The 15821-nt window shown below is 73.2% G+C and carries 15 protein-coding genes and 2 riboswitches; of the genes, 5 read left to right on the forward strand and 10 right to left on the reverse strand.

Features of this window, described 5'->3' with window-relative positions; translation table 11 throughout:
- The first annotated feature begins 24 nt into the window (after positions 1–24).
- Positions 25–1416, forward strand: a complete 1392-nt coding sequence (locus tag BZB76_RS21165) for an RNA polymerase sigma factor (protein WP_121436076.1) — start codon at positions 25–27, stop codon at positions 1414–1416.
- A 79-nt stretch (positions 1417–1495) separates the two neighbouring features.
- Here BZB76_RS21165 and BZB76_RS21170 read toward each other — a convergent pair whose 3' ends face one another.
- On the reverse strand, positions 1496–2671 hold the full coding sequence (locus BZB76_RS21170; protein ID WP_246007089.1) for an esterase-like activity of phytase family protein: 1176 nt from the start codon (positions 2669–2671) through the stop codon (positions 1496–1498).
- A 427-nt stretch (positions 2672–3098) separates the two neighbouring features.
- On the opposite strand from BZB76_RS21170, the gene BZB76_RS21175 reads away from it, so the two are divergent.
- The gene (locus tag BZB76_RS21175) at positions 3099–3605 is read left to right on the forward strand and encodes an NUDIX domain-containing protein (RefSeq protein ID WP_121436077.1); all 507 of its coding nucleotides are present in this window, start codon (positions 3099–3101) and stop codon (positions 3603–3605) included.
- A gap of 55 nt (positions 3606–3660) precedes the next feature.
- Here the strand turns inward: BZB76_RS21175 and BZB76_RS21180 are convergent, their stop codons facing one another.
- The 3 genes from BZB76_RS21180 to BZB76_RS21190 all read right to left on the reverse strand — a co-directional run bounded on the left by BZB76_RS21180 (position 3661) and on the right by BZB76_RS21190 (position 5381).
- Complete coding sequence (locus BZB76_RS21180; protein ID WP_117402613.1) at positions 3661–3909, reverse strand: hypothetical protein; 249 nt, start codon at positions 3907–3909, stop codon at positions 3661–3663.
- A gap of 41 nt (positions 3910–3950) precedes the next feature.
- Positions 3951–4715, reverse strand: coding sequence for a maleylpyruvate isomerase N-terminal domain-containing protein (locus BZB76_RS21185; protein ID WP_121436078.1), 765 nt, complete (start codon positions 4713–4715; stop codon positions 3951–3953).
- A gap of 249 nt (positions 4716–4964) precedes the next feature.
- Entirely contained in the window at positions 4965–5381 is a 417-nt protein-coding gene (locus BZB76_RS21190) for a plectin (RefSeq protein ID WP_121436079.1), read from the reverse strand.
- A gap of 114 nt (positions 5382–5495) precedes the next feature.
- Between BZB76_RS21190 and BZB76_RS21195 the strand changes: the two genes are divergently transcribed.
- Entirely contained in the window at positions 5496–6071 is a 576-nt protein-coding gene (locus BZB76_RS21195; RefSeq protein WP_121436080.1) for a TetR/AcrR family transcriptional regulator, read from the forward strand.
- Positions 6072–6095: 24 nt separating this feature from the next.
- Here the strand turns inward: BZB76_RS21195 and BZB76_RS21200 are convergent, their stop codons facing one another.
- The 3 genes from BZB76_RS21200 to BZB76_RS21210 all read right to left on the reverse strand — a co-directional run bounded on the left by BZB76_RS21200 (position 6096) and on the right by BZB76_RS21210 (position 9039).
- Positions 6096–6773: a LutC/YkgG family protein gene (locus BZB76_RS21200; protein WP_121436278.1), complete on the reverse strand. Its 678-nt coding sequence runs from the start codon at positions 6771–6773 to the stop codon at positions 6096–6098.
- Positions 6770–8215, reverse strand: coding sequence for a lactate utilization protein B (locus BZB76_RS21205; protein WP_121436081.1), 1446 nt, complete (start codon positions 8213–8215; stop codon positions 6770–6772). The genes BZB76_RS21200 and BZB76_RS21205 overlap by 4 nt, the downstream gene beginning before the upstream one ends.
- A gap of 80 nt (positions 8216–8295) precedes the next feature.
- Positions 8296–9039: a (Fe-S)-binding protein gene (locus BZB76_RS21210; RefSeq protein WP_121436082.1), complete on the reverse strand. Its 744-nt coding sequence runs from the start codon at positions 9037–9039 to the stop codon at positions 8296–8298.
- Positions 9040–9315: 276 nt separating this feature from the next.
- On the opposite strand from BZB76_RS21210, the gene BZB76_RS21215 reads away from it, so the two are divergent.
- Positions 9316–9519 (forward strand): DUF5999 family protein, encoded by a 204-nt coding sequence (locus BZB76_RS21215; RefSeq protein WP_117402622.1) that lies wholly within the window; start codon positions 9316–9318, stop codon positions 9517–9519.
- A 123-nt stretch (positions 9520–9642) separates the two neighbouring features.
- Here the strand turns inward: BZB76_RS21215 and BZB76_RS21220 are convergent, their stop codons facing one another.
- The gene (locus BZB76_RS21220) at positions 9643–10293 is read right to left on the reverse strand and encodes an alpha/beta hydrolase family protein (RefSeq protein WP_420534804.1); all 651 of its coding nucleotides are present in this window, start codon (positions 10291–10293) and stop codon (positions 9643–9645) included.
- Between the two features lie 66 nt (positions 10294–10359).
- On the opposite strand from BZB76_RS21220, the gene BZB76_RS21225 reads away from it, so the two are divergent.
- Positions 10360–10785 carry a PPOX class F420-dependent oxidoreductase gene (locus BZB76_RS21225; protein WP_211343102.1) on the forward strand — a complete coding sequence of 142 codons (426 nt, stop codon included), beginning with the start codon at positions 10360–10362 and terminating at the stop codon, positions 10783–10785.
- Between the two features lie 397 nt (positions 10786–11182).
- Here BZB76_RS21225 and BZB76_RS21230 read toward each other — a convergent pair whose 3' ends face one another.
- Both BZB76_RS21230 and gcvP read right to left on the reverse strand, forming a co-directional pair.
- A complete protein-coding gene (locus BZB76_RS21230) occupies positions 11183–12289 on the reverse strand; it encodes a tetratricopeptide repeat protein (RefSeq protein ID WP_121436085.1) in 1107 nt (368 codons plus the stop codon).
- 157 nt (positions 12290–12446) lie between these two features.
- Positions 12447–15317, reverse strand: coding sequence for an aminomethyl-transferring glycine dehydrogenase (gcvP, locus tag BZB76_RS21235; RefSeq protein WP_121436086.1), 2871 nt, complete (start codon positions 15315–15317; stop codon positions 12447–12449).
- A gap of 61 nt (positions 15318–15378) precedes the next feature.
- Positions 15379–15486: riboswitch (glycine riboswitch) on the reverse strand.
- A riboswitch (glycine riboswitch) is annotated at positions 15487–15581 on the reverse strand.
- Between the last annotated feature and the right edge of the window lie 240 nt (positions 15582–15821).

Below are 15821 nucleotides of genomic sequence, written 5' to 3' on the forward strand. Positions count from 1 at the left end.
CACCGAAGGGAGGGGGGTGTCCCCATGCCGCGAAGCGCCGTAGAGACCCCGCTCACGGAGTCGGCGAGCCCCGCCCTCGACGACCTCCTGAAGCGTGGCCGCACCCAAGGGCGCCTCTCGCTCGACGAGGTGAGGGGGGCCTTCGAGGCGGCCGGCATCAGCCCGGCCCAGGGCCGTTCCATCCTGCGCGAGCTGTCCGAGGCCGGCATCAACCTCGCCGGCGAGCCCGACGGCGTCCGCAAGCTCGCCGCGGCCGCCGACCACGACGGCGGCGACACCGCCCAGGCCACGCCCGGAACCACCGAGCGCGCCCCCCGCAAGACCGCCGGCGCGCGCGGCACCGCCGCCGAACGCGGCGCCAAGACCACCCGCAAGACCACCCGTAAGGCCACCGAGAAGGCCGGCGGGGAGGGCGCCACCGCCGCGGACACCGCCGACGACGAGTTCGAGGTGACCGAGGTCGAGGCCGCCGACACCGAGGGCGGCGCCGACCTGGACGACCAGTCGACCGCCATGGGCGACTCGGTGCACACCTACCTCAAGGCCATCGGGCGCCGCCAGCTGCTCACCGCCGAGCAGGAGGTCGACCTCGCCAAGCGCATCGAGGCGGGCCTGTACGCCGAGCACAAGCTGGAGAACGAGGACCTCTCCCCCACCATGCGCGCCGACCTGGAATGGGTCGCCGCCGACGGCCGCCGCGCCAAGGCCCACATGCTGGAGGCCAACCTGCGGCTCGTGGTGTCGGTCGCCAAGAAGTACTCCGACCGCGGCCTGTCGCTGCTGGACGTCGTCCAGGAGGGCAACCTCGGCCTGATCCGCGCCGTGGAGAAGTTCGACTACTCCAAGGGCTACAAGTTCTCCACGTACGCGATGTGGTGGATCCGGCAGGCGATCCAGCGCGGCTTCGCCGACTCGGCCCGCACGATCCGGCTGCCCGTGCACGTTCTGGAGATGCTGAGCAAGCTCAGCCGTGTCGAGCGCGACATGCACCAGCGGCTCGGCCGCGAACCCACCCCGGAGGAGCTGGCCGTCGAGCTCGACAAGAGCCCCGAGCAGGTCAGGGAGCTGCTGCGCACCAGCCGGCAGCCGATCAGCCTGGACTCCACCATCGGGGAGGACGGCGAGACCCGCATCGGCGACCTCATCGAGGACACCGACAGCCCGGAGGCGTCCGAGCTGGTGGACCGGCAGCTCATGGCCGACCAGCTGCGCCGCACCCTCGACATCCTGTCCCCGCGCGAAGCCAAGATCATGGCGATGCGGTTCGGGCTGTACGACGGGACGCCCCGCACCCTGGACGAGATCGGTAAGGCGCTCGGGCTGACCCGTGAGCGGATCCGGCAGCTGGAGAAGGAGTCGCTGTCGAAGCTGCGGCACCCCAGCAACGCCCGTCCGCTGCTCGACTTCGCCGTCTGATCGCACACCACCGCGTAGGGCCCACGGGACCGTGTTCGGTCCCGTGGGCCCTACGCCTTTCATGTCCCTCTCCACGCCGTCACCCGGACGGGCAGCCCCGGACGGCGAACGCGAGGAACTGGGTGACCTCCTCCTGGCTGAAGTTGTCGTCGGACGCCACCACCAGCGTGCACTCCCCGGACTTCAGGCGCGGCCCCCAGGCCATCGCCTCCAGGTTCTGCCTCGAGCCGCCGTAGCGGCCGAGATCGGCGACGAACCGCTTGGTCACCGTCCGGAACGGGCGGCCAGGGGCGAGGGCGTCGCGGCCCAGCACGTCGGTCGCCCCGCGGGTGTCGAACTCGTACAGTCCCACCCGGTAGCCGACCCCCTGGATCCAGCTTCGTTCCAGAGCCAGGAACCGGTGCGCGTCGAGCGCGAGGATCTCCGAGACGCCGCTGTCGGAGTGGCCGTCGCTGGGAATCGGAGCCGCGGGAAGCCGCTCGACGGGATAGGCGTACTGCGCGCGGACGCGACCGGCCCGATCCCACAGCGTGAGACGCGTCACGGCGCCGTGTTCCACGGTGGGCGGGTCCCCGTCCTCGTACCGCGGGGCCTCCAGCATCGCGGCGATGCCCTTCGGTGTGAACGTCAGGCTCTCGAAGCCGCCGTTGCGGCGCGGCCCGCTCCGCGTGCCGGTCAACCTCGTGTTGGCCGGGAGCGGCAGGCTCCCCCGGTACCGGCCGTCCGTTTCCGCCCACTGGAGCAACTGGTCCGACAGCGGGATGTCCGGCTTCGACTCGGTCGGACGGTCGCCCTCGCTGCCCCACAGCGGCCGGCGGGTGGCCGGGTCGTAGCGGATCGTCTCCGGGTCGGCGGACTCCGGCTTGGCGTAGCCGGGGTAGGGGGTCCCGTCCGGCCGGGTCAGCGTGCTGACCCCGGTGATCGTCACGCCGGTGAAGGCGCCGGTGGCCGGGGCGATGTCCACGCGGCCGGTGTAGAAACGGGCCGGGTCGTAACGCCACCGGTCGTCGGAGATGAGGTACCAGGTTCCGGTGCGGGGGTCGCGGTCGATGCCCGACACGCCCCCGAACGTGGTGCCCTGGACCTTCATCAGGTGCGGCACGGTCCGTTCTCCCAGGAACCGCGTGATCCGCAGACCCGGCTCGGCGTCCGCCCGCTCCGCACCGGTCGCGGCGGCCGGCGTGACCGGGCCCACCGACATCGCTACGAGGACCACCGCGGCGGCCGTACGCCACGCCGCCCGCTGCCCACTCACCTTGATCATCATCACCCTTTGAATTGGAATCGACTCGCTGTGTAGCGGAGTCAGTATCCAGTATCACCGTGGGTGATCGGTATGCTTTTCTGGGTAAGCGAGCGCGGGATGATCCGGCACGGACACGCCGCCCGACCGACAGTGCGCGCGGCACCACCGGGTCTCAGTGGTCACCTGGACTTCGAACGGCGTTCATCTCCCGAGTCTCCCCAGGTCGGAGGCTCGGACCGGTGTTCGGCACCGGGACGGGGCGGGAAGCCTTGACGATCGCGTGTCAAGCGTTGTCGACCCCCGGAATGCCCCTTTCGTCGCCTTTTACTTGAATGTCGAACGGATTCGCGGCGTCCCGGTGATCTCGTGGACGGATGCGGCCCCGGCCGGAATCCGCACCGGATCATGAGGCGATGATCGCGCCTAACCTCGGTACATGCCCGACCTTGCTTACTACGCCTCACTGCCGCGCGCCCGCGGCGCCGCGGCGGCCCTGCTCCTGGACGACCTCGGGCGGGTCCTACTGGTCAAACCCACCTACAGCGAGGGCTGGACCCTGCCCGGCGGGGTCATCGAGGCCGACGAGTCCCCCCTGGCGGCGTGCGTGCGCGAATGCGAGGAGGAGATCGGCCTCGTCCCCCGCCTGCACGGCCTGGCCTGCGTCGACTGGGGCCCGCCGCGCGAGAACGGCGTCGACGCCGTCAACGTGTTCGTCTTCGGCGGCAGCATCACCGGGGAGGAGATCGCCGCGATCCGGCTGCCGCCCGACGAACTGTCCGACCACATCCTCGTCGCTCCCGAGAAGATCCCCGAACTGGCTCCCCCGCACGTGGCACGCCGGATGGACCCCAGCCTGCGCGCCATGGCCACGGGCCGCGCCGTCTACCTGGAGGACGGCCGCGAACGCCCGTTCGGCAACGGCCTCTCCGCGGCCCACGCCTGAACGGCACCCCGCACGAACAGGCCCTACATCAGAACGTTCTACACGAGCACGATTCTCACGCGAGCACGGCGTCCCTTGCCTGACGTCCACGCTCCGGGTCGACGGCGCGGGCGCAGTGGGCACAGCAGTACCAGTGTCCGTCCACGTCCACGCCGTGGCCCATGATGCGGCACCCGCAGTGCTCACAGACGGGCGCCATCCGGGTCACCGCGCACTCGAACGAGTCGAACGTGTGCACCTCGCCCTGCGCGTGCACCTCGAACGTCATGTCGTACTCGTTGCCGCAGACTTCGCAGGTCGCCATCGGTCCTGTCTCCGTTCCCCCGCCGCGCCGCAGATCACTGCCTACCCGGGCGTGCCCGGGTCTCCCTTCCGCCGCCCGGCCGGCGGTACACGTCGTGCGGCGGAGTCGTCTGGGGCGTATGACCGCTCACACGACGGTGAAACACCGCCCCGCCGAATCCGCGTCCGGGCACCCGGACCCGTGTCGGGGCCCGGCCAGTTCGGCGACCGGCCCGAGGAGCGCAGCACCGACTCCCAGGCGTCCCCCGACGCCAGCGGCAGATGCGGGACGCCCCAGTGCCACGCCGACACCAGCAGGTCCGGATCCCGCGGCCGGTACCGCGCCCCCACGGCGCGGGCCATGTCCCAGGCGTGCAGATGCCACTCCACGCACGCCGCGCCCGCGTGATCTCCGACCGTGTACTTGGTGCCCCGGTAGATCAGATGCGTCCGGTCCCACATGTCCGGCATCAGGTCCGCGTACGCCCCGGCCGACACCCCGAACGCCATGATCCGGTCCGGGCCCGGCTCCGGCGGCAGCACCGCCAGCTCCGCCGCGTTCTGCCGTGCCTGCTGCCTGATCAGCACCGCCGTCGCCGCGTCCCGCGCGAACAGCTTCGCCAGCCGGCTGTCGGGAGCGTCCTGCAGGTACTCCAGGTAGTTCTCCGCGACGCAGCGCAGATGCCCGGCGAGGTCGATCAGTCGCCAGTCGGTGCAGGGGGTCGGCGCCTCCCAGTCACCGACCCTCTCCGCCAGTTCCCGGATCGCCCGCACCCCGTCCTGATAGGACTCCAGTACACGGCACCGGTCCGGCGGCGTGCGCTCCACGTGACTTCCCCCCGCGTCCAGAGCACAAGTTGCTGCGCAGCGTGCCCTCCCCCGCCGTGGCGCCGCCGCGCGCCGGTCCCGGCCTGCGACCTGCGGCGCGAGCGCCCCGGCGTTCCCCCGAGAGGGCAGACTCTCAAAGTTCGGCGGCCCGTGCCACCCGGTGACGCTGTGTCGTCACACGTCGAAACCCACGTCGGATCACCCGACGGATCACCGCCGGACGGCACGCCCCCCGGCGTGCCGCCCCGCTCAGACGATCGCGGTCGGTCGCGTCCGGAAGCTGAGCCGGTGCGCCTCCCGCGCGGTGCGCAGCCGGTCGACCTCGTCGGTCCACGGTCGCACGTCCGGCCGCGCCTTGGCCTTGCGGTAGGCGATCTCCGCGGCGCGGCGCGTCTTGGCGTCCTGCGTCTCGACCGAGTACACCTGCGGGCCCATCGCGACCCGCTCGGCCGCCTCGGCCGCGGCGAGCACGTCCGTCATCGCCCGGTCGAACGCGACCGTCAGCGCCCGCAGCTCCGACTCGGGCGTGTCGGCGCCCTGCGCGTCCCGCAGCGCCCGCTCCGCCGCCCCGGCGGCGGCCAGCCGGTCCTCGTACTCGGCGGCCAGCCGCTGGTCGGCCTCGTACGGCTCCGCGACGTCCTTGCTCACCCGGCGGCCCAGCGGCATCGGTCACTCCTCGGCCCTCGACAGTGTTCGGTCGAGGAAAGCGTACGCGGACCGTCGGCGTGTCGTGACGGCGGACACCCCGCCACCGCCCTTTACGTAGTAAGGTCAGTTCTCATGGTTCGTCAACCGAGCATCAACGCTCAGCACCGCGCGCCCCTGTCCACCGAGCGGATCATCGAGGCGGCCCTGCGGATCGTCGACGGCCAGGGCCTCGCCCGGCTCACCATGCGCAGGCTCGGCGACGCGCTGGAGGTCGAGGCGATGGCGATCTACCACCACCTTCCCCGTGGCAAGGAACAGCTCCTCGACGGGCTCGTCGCGCACGTCGCCTCCGCGCCCGCCGACACCGGGGCCGACGCGTCCCGGGGCGCCTGGCGGGACGTGCTGCGCGCCTGGGCCACCGACTACCGGACCCGGCTGCTGGCCCACGCGGGCGTCCTCCCCTTGGTCGTGACCCGCCGCAACCCCGCCGCGCTCACCACCACCGTCGCGTCGCTGCGGGAGGTGCTCCGCCGCGGCGGCGTCCCCGAGGACACCGCCGCCGTCGCCGCGCACACCCTGCTCGGGTACGTCATCGGGCACGCCGCGCTGGAGGCGCGCGGCACCGTCGAGGACGGCGCCGACCGGACGACCGACTGGGACGCGCGCTTCACCGCGGGCCTCGACCTCGTCATCGGCGGCGTGCGCTGAGCCCCGGCCCGGCCGGGTCGCGGCTCAGTCCTCCACGACGAGGACTTCCAGATGGCGGGGGCCGTGGACGCCCTCGACGCGGACCATCTCGATCCCGTGGGTCGCGGACGGCCCGCTGATCCACGTCAGCGGACGCGACGGGTCGAGCCGCTCCACCGCCTCCGGGACCGTCCCGACGATCTGGTCGGCGTGCACCACGCACAGGTGGTAGCCGGGGACGAGGGTGAGCGCCCGCCGGCCCTGCGCGCGGCCACCGTCCAGAACGATCGTCCCGGTCTGCGCGACGGCGACCGCGCAGCCGGTGACGGCGGCGTCCACGGCGGCGAGCGTGCCGGTGTCGACCGCCGGGGCGTCGGCCAGGGCGCGGACGCCGTCCAGCTCCGCGAGCCATCCGAACGGCAGGTCGGCCGGGACGACGATCTGCCGGGCCTCCCGCCCCCACAGCGCGGCGGCGACGGCCGTGCCCAGCTCGTCGGCGCTCACATGCCGCACCGCCGCGCGGTTGTCGGCGACCCGCTCGGTGAACAGGGCCAGAACGTCCGCCCTGGTCCCGGCCTCGGCGTCGGAGAGCCGGCGCGCGTAGCGGCGCGGCACCGGCGGGCGCGGGCCGCGCGCCCCGCCGAGCGCCTCCCGGACCCGCCGCAGCACCTCCGCGCGCGAGCCCGCGCCGACCGGTCCGACCGGTCTGCCGGCGGGGGTCACGGCCGGCTCCGCGTCCACCACGCGCGGAAGCTCTCCGCCGGCGGCGCGGGCAGGTCACGCGCCTCCGTCCACTTCCCGAGCAGGCCCGGCAGGCGCCGGATCCGGCCGCCGCGCGACAGCAGCCGCGCCCACCGGGTGCCGCGCCGCAGCGCGGTCTCGTGGCGGCGCGGGTCGGCCATGGTCCACGCCAGGCCGCGCATCAGCATCAGCTCCGGCGTGGGGACGGGCCGGCGGCGCCGCGACTCGACCACCAGACCGCGCAGGTGCACCAGCACCTCCGGAATGTCGATCTTCACCGGGCAGACGTCGGCGCAGGCGCCGCAGAGCGTCGACGCGTAGGGCAGGGACGCGTCCGCCGCGCCGTCCACCCCGCGCAGCTGCGGGGTGAGGATCGCGCCGATCGGCCCCGGATGGACCGGGCCGTACGCCTGACCGCCGGTGCGCTCGTAGACGGGACAGACGTTCATGCAGGCCGAGCAGCGGACACAGCGCAGCGCGGCGCGGCCGACCTCGTCGGCCAGGGCCCTGGTGCGCCCGTTGTCGAGCAGGACGAGATGAAACGCGCGTGGCCCGTCGCCCGGCGCCACCCCCGTCCAGCACGCGACATACGGCGTCATCCGGTCACCGGACGACGAGCGCGGCAGGAGTTGGAGGAACACCTCCATGTCGGCCCATGTCGGGACGACCTTGTCGATTCCGGCGACGGTGATCAGCGTGTCGGGGAGGGTGGCGCACATCCGCGCGTTGCCCTCGGACTCCAGCGTCACGAGCGTGCCGGTCTCGGCGACGAGGAAGTTCGCGCCGGTGATCCCGACACGGGCGCGCAGGAACCGTTCGCGCAGATGGGCGCGGACGGCGGCGACCAACGCGGCGGGATCGTCGGGCGACCCGTCCGCGGCCTCCCCCGGATCGGTGTCCGCCGAAGACTCCGTCATGACCATGCCGGTCCGCAGGAAGAGTTCCCTGATCTCCGCGCGGTCGCGGTGCAGCGCGGGCGACAGCAGGTGCGACGGCTCGTCGTCGCCGAGCCGCACGACCAGATCGGCCAGCGCGGTCTCGTGGACGGTCACGCCCGCGTCGGCCAGCGCGCCGGTCAGCCCGATCTCCCTGAGGGTCGCCGACGAGGACTTGACGACCTCGTCCGCACCGGCCGCCCGCACCAGTCCGGTCACGATGGCGCGAGCCTCGTCGGCGTCCGCGGCCCAGTGCACGGTGCCGCCCGCCTCGGTGACGGCGCGTTCCAGCGTCTCCAGGTGCGTGTCGAGGTCGAGCAGCGTCGCGTCCCCGACGGCGCGGGCGGTCTCGCGCAGTTCCTCCCAGTCGGGTAGCTCGGCCGCCGCGGCCGCCTCGCGTTCCCGCGCCGCCGCGACCGCGACGCGCAGACTCCGGCGCTGGCCGGTGTCGGCCAGCGCCGACCGGGCGGCCACGGCGAACTTCGGCATCGGCAGCGCAACCGCCCCGCCCGCCGCGGTCGGCGGGCTCGTCCGCGCGGAGGAGGGCGTCGTCCGCGGGGAGGAGGCCGTCACGCCGGCCCCGTCGCGGCGAGGATCTCCGCAAGATGCAAGGTCCGGACGCCGCCGCGCAACCGGGACAGCGCGCCGCCGATGTGCGCGAGACAGGAGTTGTCGACCGCGCAGACCACGTCGGCCCCCGTGTCGCGGATGTGCCGGACCTTGTCGGCCACCATCGCGACCGACACATCGGAGTTCTTCATCGCGAACGCGCCCCCGAAACCGCAGCACTCCCCCTCCGCCGGGAGTTCCACCAGGTCGAGACCCCGGACGGCGCGCAGCAGCCGCAACGGCCGGTCGGCGACGCCGAGCGTCCGCGTGGACTGGCACGACGGATGGTAGGTGACCCGGTGCGGGAAGTACGCGCCGACATCGGTCACGCCTAAGACGTCCACGAGGAACTCCGTCAGCTCGTGGACGGCGATCCCCTCGGCGGCGCGGGCGAGCCCCGGGTCCCTGGCGGTGCGCGCGATCCGCGGGTAGGCGGCCCGGACGGTCGCCGCGCACGACGCCGACGCCGCCACGACCACCTCGGCGCCGTCGCGCACCGCGCCCTCGAACACCGCGGTGTAGGCGCGGGCCAGGTCGGCGGCCTCGCGGTGGTAACCGGACGTCCAGTGGACCTGCCCGCAGCAGGTCTGCCCCGGCGGGTACACGACCTCGTGCCCGAGCCGTTCCAGCAGCACGGTCATCGCCTTGCCGGTACCGGGGAACAGCGCGTCATCGAAACAGGCGACGGACAGCGCGACCCGCACCGGCCTCACTCCCCCCACGCCTCGCCAAGGCCGTTCCCGCCGAACATCGTAGGGCTTTCACGCGCCGACGGCGTGTCGTTCTCCCTCCGTTATCCCGGAACGGAAACGCTGGGTCTGGCACCTCCGAGTGAGACGGGTCACACGTCCCCGGTACTCCAGTACCAACGGACAACCGTCCCAACGGGCTATGGCCGGAATGTGCGAACCGTTCCACACTGAGAGGCGTCCAAAAAGGAAAGCACCACGACCGACCAGTAGTTGAACCGGAGGCACACAATGTGCCCGCACCAGCCACCTTGTCCCTCGCACGACGCACCCGACCGCGACGCCGCCCGGACGCTGGCCTCCCATCCCGAACAGGGCTGGAGCCTGCTGTGCAACGGCGTCGTGCTGTTCGAGGACACCGGTGAGCTGCTGCCCGACGGGGGAATCATCGCACCGCACCGGCCGACGGATCCGCTGGCTCCGTCCGCCGCCTGAACGGCTCCCACGGGGGGCTAGTTCAAACGGGTGATCATCCTCGGGGGCACGGCTCACCTGCCCTTGAACCTCCGGGCCCGTTCCCCGGGCCCGGAACCGCCGACCGGACCGCCGACACGACCTCTACGGGCCGCCCGTCCGCACGGGGCGGGCCGCCCGACCCCGCGACCCCGCCCACCGTCGCAACCACGGTTCCGCCGCGCTCCCGACCGCGGCGGGATCGCGTTTCAGGTCGTGCCGCTCCCCCGCCAGCACCGCGACCTCCGCCGCGTCCGCCGCGTCCGGCACCCCGAACGGGTCACGGTCGCCGTTGACGACGAGCACCTCCACGCCCGCCGAACGCAGCTCGTCCACCCGCGTCCTCTCCGGGTTGCGCGGCGGGTGCAGCGGGAACGCCAGCGCCACGACACCGGCCGCGCCGGCCGCCGTCGCCGTCCGGCACGCCACCCTGGCGCCGTTGCTGCGACCGCCCTGCACGAGCGGGACGTCGTCGCCGAACCGCCGCCGCAACGCTCCGACGACCTCCAGCCACGCCTCGTCCTGCTTCACCGCCGACCCCGGCGCGCGGCGTCCCGCGAGCCGGAACGGCTGCGTCACCCGCGCGACCGCGCCGCCCAAGGCGAGCGCGGTGTCCCGCACGGCGAGCAGGTCGGGCGCCTCCACTCCCCCGTTCGACCCGTGCGTCAGGACCAGCAGGAACGCCGGGGCACTCGGCTCGTCCAGCAGCACCTCGGCGGGCCCGTGGGCCGTCACGACGTCCATCCGCCCAGCCATGCGCCCACAGTAGCCGCCCACTACCTGACCAGCGGTGTCGCCCCGGCGGCATGGAAAATGGGCGGCATGGAGAAGATGACCGACAGTGAGTGGCGCGCGTTCGTGTCGGAGGGCACCCGCACCGGCAAGGCGGGCGTCGTCCGCAAGGACGGCACCCCGCACGTCACCCCGATCTGGTTCGTCCTGGACGGCGACGACGTGCTGTTCAACACGAGCCGCACCAGCGTCAAGGGCCGCGCCCTCGCCCGCGACCCACGCCTGTCCCTCTGCGTGGACGACCAGACCCCGCCGTTCTCCTACGTGACACTCCAGGCCGAGGCGACCCTCATCGAGGACCTGGACGAGATGCGCCGTTGGGCCGCGGTGATCGGCGGCCGCTACATGGGCGCCGACCGCGCCGAGGAGTTCGGATCCCGCAACGCCGTCCCGACCGAATACCTCGTCCGCGCCCGAATCACCAAGGTCACCGCAGAACGCGCCATCGCCGCCTAGTGCGTCACCGCCGCCCAGCATTCGGGCCCGCCCTACGGTTCCGCCCCTGCCGTGGCTCCGACCCCCGCCTTGGTTCGAGCCCGCGCTGAGGGTCAGGCCCGCGCAGTGTTCGGACCCCCGCAGTGTTCGGACCCCCGCAGTGGCTCCGACCCCCGCCTTGGTTCGAGCCCGCGCTGAGGGTCAGGCCCGCCCAGTGTTCGGACCCCCGCAGTGTTCGAGTCGGCGCTGGCGACCGCGGCGAGGAGTTCGGGTCTGCGACGCCGTGCCGACCGGGTACCTTGTCCGTGCCCGAATCACCAAGGTCATCGCGGAGCGCGCCATCGCCTCTTGGTGTCGGCTCCAGCGTTGTGTTCGGGCTACCGCTGTGGTTCACGCCCCCGATATGTTCGGGGGCTCGCTAGTGTTCGGGCGCGTCTGGGGCGTCCATGGCCAGGCGGAGGCGTTCGGCGAAGCTTTCCCTCAGTAGCGCGCCCCAGGCGTAGTCGCTCGGTACGCGGACCGCCCGGCCGACCGCCTCGTGGGCGTCGCCCGGTCGTTGTTCGCCCGCGAGGTCGGCGTCGCGGACGGCGAGGACCGCGTACATGTGGTCGAGCGCGCCGAAGGCCTCGCCGGCGAGGGCGGGCAGTGTTCCGTCCGACACGGCCTGTTCGACGACCGGTTCCCACCACAGGTCGGCCGGGTCGCCGTCGTCGTCGCCGCCGAAGTCGCGGCGTAGCCGCGCGCGGACCTGTGGGGCGGTCGCCGGGTCGGCGAGGCCCCGCCGCCACACCTCCGCCGCCTCGGCGGCGCGTCCGCGCAGCGGGAGCGTTCGGGCGAGCAGTTCGGTGGCGAGCGGTCCCACCTCCGCGTCGGACGGCTCGTCGCCCAGTGCCGCGCCGAACGAGCCGATCGCCTGGTCGAGGTAGGAGATGCCGAGCGCGACGGCGAGCCGCGCGTGCGCGTAGGGGGCCGCGACACGGTCGATCAGTTTGAGCCCGGCGGCCAGGACGCGCTGCGCCCGTGCGGGCTCACCGCGCTCCAGCAGGCGCTGCGCGAGATCGTGCGCGGCGGGCGGGCCGTACTCGGCGTCGCCCGTCGCGAGCACCGCCTCCCAGTGGTCGCGGGCCTCGTCGAACTCGCCCGCGTCGTCGGCGATCCGGGCGAGCGCCAGATGCGCGGGCGGCAGGTACGCGGGGTTGCCGAAGTCGACCACGATCCGCCACGCGGGCGCGGCCAGACCCCGTTCCCCCACCCGTTCGTGCGTGAGGGCCAGATGGTAGGCGGCGCGCGGCCCGTACTCGGGGTCGCCGGTCGCGATCGCGGTCCGGTCCGCGTCCCGCGCCCGTTCCACGTCACCGGCGTCGTCGAGGACGACCGCCAGTCCGAGGGCCGCCCGCGCCCGGACGGGCGTCTCACCGAGTGCCAGCACCCGCTCGAACAGCCGCGCCGCACGCTCGGCGTCGCCGTTCTCGGCGAGGTCCCTCGCCTCCTCGCACAACCGCGCCGGGTCGTCGGAGGTGTCCATGTGCGTTTCTGCCCTTCATCGGGCCCTGGAGGCCCTGCATCGTCGGGGAACGCGGGCGAGCGCGCGAACGGCCGTCACCGGCCGCCGGGGCGCGGCGGCCGATGCCGGCCGTCATCGTATCGCTGCTCGGGCCGGTGGCCCGGGCACATGGCGAACCTCAGTCCTCGAAGGCCTCCGGCGGCGGGCAGGAGCAGACGAGGTTGCGGTCGCCGTAGGCCTGGTCGATGCGGCGGACGGGAGGCCAGTACTTGTTCTCCCGGACGGCGGGCGTCGGGTAGGCGGCCTCCTCGCGCGTGTAGGGGTGCTTCCAGTCGTCGGAGATCAGGCAGGCCGCGGTGTGCGGGGCGCCCTTGAGCGGGTTGTCCTCGGCGTCGTACGCGCCGTCCGCGACCCGCTGGATCTCCCGGCGGATCTCGATCATGGCGTCGCAGAAGCGGTCGAGCTCGGCGAGGTCCTCGGACTCGGTGGGCTCGATCATCAGGGTGCCGGCCACCGGGAACGCGAGGGTCGGGGCGTGGAAGCCGTAGTCGATGAGGCGTTTGGCGACGTCCTCGGCGGTGATCCCGGTCTCCTTGGTGATCTTGCGGAGGTCGGCGATGCACTCGTGGGCGACCAGGCCGTTGCGGCCGGTGTAGAGGATCGGGTAGTGGGGGGCGAGCCGGGTGGCGAGGTAGTTGGCGGCGACGATGGCGCCCTCGGTCGCGGCGGTCAGCCCGTCCGGGCCCATCATCGCGATGTACGCCCAGGAGATGGGCAGGATGCCCGCCGATCCCCAGGGGGCCGCGGAGATCGGGCCGACGCCGCTCTCCGGCCCCGCCTCGGCGCGCAACGGATGGTTGGGCAGGAACGGGACCAGGTGCTCCCGGACGCCGATCGGCCCGACGCCGGGTCCGCCGCCGCCGTGCGGGATGCAGAACGTCTTGTGCAGGTTGAGGTGCGAGACGTCCGACCCGAACTCGCCGGGGCGGGCGAGGCCGACCAGGGCGTTGAGGTTGGCGCCGTCGACGTAGACCTGGCCGCCCGCGTCGTGCACGGCCGCGCACACATCGGTGATCGTCTCCTCGAAGACGCCGTGCGTGGACGGATATGTCACCATGATCGCGGCAAGCCGGTCACCATGCTTGTCGATCTTGGCGTGCAGGTCGTCGAGGTCGACGTTGCCGCCCTCGTCGCACGCGACGACGACGACCCGCATCCCGGCCATGGCGGCGCTGGCCGCGTTGGTGCCGTGCGCGGACGACGGGATCAGGCACACGTTCCGGTGCTCCTCGCCGCGCGAGGCGTGGTAGCCGCGGATGGCGAGCAGCCCGGCCAGTTCGCCCTGCGAGCCGGCGTTGGGCTGGACCGACACCTTCGCGTATCCGGTGATCTCGGCGAGCGCGGCCTCCAGTTCGCCGATCAGCTCCAGGTATCCGGCGGCCTGGTCGACGGGCGCGAACGGGTGGATGTTCGCGAACTCGGGCCAGGTGATCGGCTCCATCTCCGCGGTGGCGTTCAGCTTCATCGTGCACGATCCGAGCGGGATCATCGAACGGTCGAGCGCGATGTCCTTGTCCTGGAGCCTGCGCAGGTAACGCAGCATCGCGGTCTCGGAGTGGTAGGCGTGGAACACCGGGTGGGTCAGGTAGGGGCTCTCGCGGCGCAGCTCGTCCGGGACGGCCTCGGGCGTGTCGGTGGCCGCCTGGACGCCGAACGCGGCGAGGACGGCGGTGACGTGGGCGGGCAGCGTCGTCTCGTCGCAGGCGATCCCGACGTGGTCGGCGTCCACCGGCCGCAGGTTGATGCCGTGGTCGAGGGCCGCGGCCACCACCTGGGCGGCCCGTCCGGGGACGCGGGCGAGGACCGTGTCGAAGAACGCGTCGTGGACGATCTCCACCCCGCCCGCGCGGAGCCCCGCGGCGATCTCGGCGGCGCGGCGGTGCGTCCGCTGCGCGATCGCGGCGAGCCCCTCCGGGCCGTGGTAGACCGCGTACATGCCCGCCATCACGGCGAGGAGGACCTGCGCGGTACAGATGTTGCTGGTGGCCTTCTCCCGGCGGATGTGCTGCTCGCGGGTCTGCAGCGCCAGCCGGTGGGCGGTGGCGCCGTCGGCGTCGACGGACACGCCGACGAGCCGTCCGGGAAGCTGCCGCCGGATGTCCTCGCGGACCGCCATGTACCCGGCGTGCGGGCCGCCGAAGCCGTACGGGACGCCGAACCGCTGCGCGGAGCCCACGGCGATGTCGGCGCCGGACTCGCCCGGCGGGCGCAGCAGCGTCAGCGCGAGCAGGTCGGCGGCGACGACCGCCAGCGCGCCGCGGTCGTGCGCCCGCGCGATGGCCGGCTCCAGGTCGCGGACGGCCCCGGACGCCCCCGGATACTGCAGCAGCACGCCGAACACGTCGCCCTCGGGCAGCCCGTCGGACAGGTCCGCGACGACCACGTCGATGCCGAGCGGGACCGCCCGCGTCCGGACCACCTCGATCGTCTGCGGGAGCACGTCGGCGTCGATGAGGAACGTTCCGGGTTCCTTGCTCCTGGACACGCGGTGCGCGAGGGCCATGGCCTCGGCCGCGGCGGTCGCCTCGTCCAGCATGGACGCGTTCGCGACGGGCAGCCCGGTCAGGTCGGCGACGACGGTCTGGAAGTTGAGCAGGGCCTCCAGCCGCCCCTGGGAGATCTCCGGCTGGTAGGGGGTGTAGGCGGTGTACCAGCCGGGGTTCTCCAGGACGTTCCGCATGATCACGCCGGGGGTGATCGTGCCGGCGTAGCCCAGCCCGATCATGGAGGTGTGGACGGTGTTGCGGGCGGCGAGCTCGCGGAGGCGGTCCAGCGCGGCGGACTCGCTCAGCGCGGGCGGCAGGTCCAGCGGCCGGGACGTGCGGATCGCCGCGGGGACCGCGTCGTCGATCAGCGCCTCGACGCCGGAGTAGCCGATCGCGGCGAGCATCCGCGCCTGGTCGTCCGGGGACGGGCCGACGTGCCGGTCCGCGAACGCCGCGCGGGGATGCTGGGGCGCGGCCACGGGGGCGAAGAACTGGGCGGTCATGGAGAGCCTCCTGGCTGCTGCGGTCGCTCAGGGTGCACCGCCGGGCGCGAGCCGGCGGCCGGTCTCCCCCTCTGTCATCGGCACCTGAGAGCTTCACCCGCGTCCGCGGGATTTCCCCTTCGGTGAGCGCCGTCCCGGGAGGGAAGCGACGTCTGCTTTCCAGAGGCGCCTCGCCCGAGCGGTCCTTTTGCCTGAGAGGTTCCGGGGAGGTTGCCCCTTCGGCGTCCCACGCTGGCGGCGTGGAATCTCTCCCGCACAGGGTCGACGGCATGTCCTGGACAAACCCTACCCAATGAACCGATCCGGTGATCGCTTCGCCCCGCGGGCGGGACGGCCGCCGCGGCGACCGGTGTACCAGCCACTACGATGTGCATTCCCACCTGGGACGGAACGAGCCTCGGGCGACGCGGGACGGAGATGGAACTGCGGGTTGGACACGCGACGCCTGCCGGGCGCCCGTCGCTCGACGGCGCGCCGACGGCCCCGGGATTCCGATCATGATGA

The organism is Actinomadura pelletieri DSM 43383 (assembly GCF_003634705.1).
Lineage (GTDB): Bacteria > Actinomycetota > Actinomycetes > Streptosporangiales > Streptosporangiaceae > Spirillospora > Spirillospora pelletieri.

Excerpts from the sequence above, each read along its gene's own strand:
- BZB76_RS21165 (WP_121436076.1), top strand. The coding sequence starts at position 25 with ATGCCGCGAAGCGCCGTAGAGACCCCGCTCACGGAGTCGGCGAGCCCC.
- BZB76_RS21175 (WP_121436077.1), top strand. The coding sequence starts at position 3,099 with ATGCCCGACCTTGCTTACTACGCCTCACTGCCGCGCGCCCGCGGCGCC.
- BZB76_RS21180 (WP_117402613.1), bottom strand. The coding sequence starts at position 3,909 with ATGGCGACCTGCGAAGTCTGCGGCAACGAGTACGACATGACGTTCGAG.
- BZB76_RS21190 (WP_121436079.1), bottom strand. The coding sequence starts at position 5,381 with ATGCCGCTGGGCCGCCGGGTGAGCAAGGACGTCGCGGAGCCGTACGAG.
- BZB76_RS21195 (WP_121436080.1), top strand. The coding sequence starts at position 5,496 with ATGGTTCGTCAACCGAGCATCAACGCTCAGCACCGCGCGCCCCTGTCC.
- BZB76_RS21205 (WP_121436081.1), bottom strand. The coding sequence starts at position 8,215 with ATGCCGAAGTTCGCCGTGGCCGCCCGGTCGGCGCTGGCCGACACCGGC.
- BZB76_RS21215 (WP_117402622.1), top strand. The coding sequence starts at position 9,316 with ATGTGCCCGCACCAGCCACCTTGTCCCTCGCACGACGCACCCGACCGC.
- BZB76_RS21220 (WP_420534804.1), bottom strand. The coding sequence starts at position 10,293 with ATGGCTGGGCGGATGGACGTCGTGACGGCCCACGGGCCCGCCGAGGTG.
- BZB76_RS21225 (WP_211343102.1), top strand. The coding sequence starts at position 10,360 with ATGGAGAAGATGACCGACAGTGAGTGGCGCGCGTTCGTGTCGGAGGGC.
- BZB76_RS21230 (WP_121436085.1), bottom strand. The coding sequence starts at position 12,289 with ATGGACACCTCCGACGACCCGGCGCGGTTGTGCGAGGAGGCGAGGGAC.
- gcvP (WP_121436086.1), bottom strand. The coding sequence starts at position 15,317 with ATGACCGCCCAGTTCTTCGCCCCCGTGGCCGCGCCCCAGCATCCCCGC.